Here is a 2,326-nt window from a genome sequence, read left to right as displayed (position 1 = left end):
TAGTATGCATCTTCGTCTGATTTAAATTTTGATAATTGATTTTTGGTTTTTGAAAGATTGCTTTCAAATTCCTCGTCTTCGTCTTCATCATTAAACTTATAGCTTAGCATTTTATAGTACAGCTTTGCTGCTAAGAAGTCTGAAGATTTGTCTACTTCATTGGGACATAGCTCAACGATATCGAAGCCTACCACGTTCTTATGTTCGAATACCTGCTGCAAGAACTGAAGGGTCTCATACCAAAGCAGCCCACCGGGTTCGGGGGTGCCTGTGCTTGGCATGATCGATGGATCTAAGGCATCCAGATCGAAAGTGATAAAAACGTTTTCGCCCAGCGCATCGATCACATTATCCACCCAGTAATCATCGTTGGCCAAGTCGTGTGCAAACCACGTCTTATCTTCATCCAGAACTGTTGTTTCTGCAACATCCATACTGCGTATTCCTACTTGGATCAAATTTGTAGTTTGACTCGCTTCATAGACTGCACAGGCATGGTTACAGCTTGACCCTTCGTATTCTTTACGCAGATCGGCATGTGCGTCGATATGGAGAACTGTTAAATTATCGAAACATTCGTTAAAAGCGCGAATGGTCCCTATCGAGATACTGTGTTCGCCACCAAAGATGGTCACGAATTTATTCCGAAGAATATACTCTTTCGTACGCTTGTATACCGCTTCTACGACTGCTTCAGCCGAACTGTTCTCGACAATTGGATCGGTTAAATGGACCCCTTGCTTGTACACTTCGGTTTGAGTTTCGATATCGTATAACTCCATATTTTCAGAAGCCTTTAAAAAAGCTTCCGGACCTTTGTCTGCGCCTTTTTGCCATGTACTTGTACCGTCGTATGGCACAGGTATCAAGACGATTTTTGAAGTTTCTAAAGCTGCGTACTCTTTTGAGATTCCCGCATAAGTTCTATTGCTCATAACCTAATATATTTAGCAATTGCTCGCTAGTTTGTTGATTTGAAAATAAGTTAGTCGTGATGTTGCCATCTATATCTTTATCGATCAAAATGTGTTTTGGAGATGGGATCAAGCAATGTTGCAATCCGCCAAATCCTCCTATTGTTTCTTGGTAGGCCCCGGTATTGAAAAATGCGATATACAGCGGCTTCTCTCTTTTATATTTTGGTAAATAGATTGCATTCATATGTTGCTCGCTGTTATAATAGTCGTCACTGTCGCAGGTGAGACCACCCAATAAAACACGTTCGTATTCGTCGTTCCAGCGATTTACGGCCATCATGATAAAACGTTTGCTAATGGCCCATGTATCGGGTAAGGTGGTGATGAATGACGAATTGATCATGTTCCATTTTTCACGATCATTTTGTTGTTTTTGATACAACACTTCATATATGGCGCCTCCACTTTCTCCAACGGTAAAACTTCCAAATTCGGTAAAAATGTTAGGCACGGCCACATCTGCATCGGCACAGGTTTTATTGATCTGATTTACGATCTCATCGATCAAGTACTCATAATCGTACTCGAAAGCCAATGAATTCTTGATGGGAAAACCGCCACCAATATTTAAACTGTTAAGACTGGGGCATATCTTTTTTAGTTTTACGTAAACGGTAAGACATTTTAAAAGTTCGTTCCAGTAATAGGCCGTATCGCGAATTCCGGTATTGATAAAGAAATGAAGCATGGTGAGTTCCACTTGCTCATTGTCTTTTATCTGTTTTTCGTAAAAAGGAACGATGTTCTTGTAACCGATACCCAACCGAGATGTATAAAACTCGAATTTTGGTTCTTCTTCCGAAGCAATACGAATACCCACTTTAAATTTACCATTAATTTTTTCTGAAAGCAATCCCAGCTCTTCGTAATTATCGATAACCGGAATACAGTTCTTTTGACCTCCGTTAATAAGGCGCGCAATATTGGTGATATATTGTTCGCGTTTAAAGCCGTTGCACACAATAAAGGTGGAATCGTCGATCTTGCCTTCAGCCTTTAGATTTTCAACGATGTCGATATCGAATGCAGAGGAAGTTTCGATATGAATATCGTTTTTGGTGGCCTCGTGAAGCACGTGTTTAAAGTGAGAGCTTTTCGTACAATAGCAATACTTGTAATCGCCCTTATAATCGTGTTTTTTAATCGCTTCGGAAAACCATTGCTTTGCACGTTGAATATTATCTGATATCTTAGGCAGATAGGTAAATTTTAAAGGCGCACCGTAATCGGATATCAATTTCATAAGATCGATATCGTGGAATTGCAAATTGCTGTTTTCGACCTTGAACTCCTCTTGAGGAAAATCATAGGTCTGATTGATTAAGTCAATATATTTTGTATTCATCTTA

The 2,326-nt window shown here is 39.8% G+C and carries 2 protein-coding genes; both read right to left on the bottom strand.

From position 1 onward, the window contains the following. Positions 1–935, bottom strand: a 935-nt coding sequence (speB, locus tag DWA30_RS06505) for an agmatinase (RefSeq protein ID WP_114491730.1), incomplete at its 3' end; no start/stop codon positions are given. Next, a complete protein-coding gene (locus DWA30_RS06500) occupies positions 925–2,322 on the bottom strand; it encodes an arginine decarboxylase (protein WP_114491731.1) in 1,398 nt (465 codons plus the stop codon). The genes DWA30_RS06500 and speB, both read right to left, overlap by 11 nt. Positions 2,323–2,326: the final 4 nt, after the last annotated feature.

The sequence above is a fragment of the Candidatus Ulvibacter alkanivorans genome, from assembly GCF_003333325.1.
Classification (GTDB): domain Bacteria; phylum Bacteroidota; class Bacteroidia; order Flavobacteriales; family Flavobacteriaceae; genus Ulvibacter_A; species Ulvibacter_A alkanivorans.
This window is presented reverse-complemented; position numbering and strand designations above follow the sequence as displayed.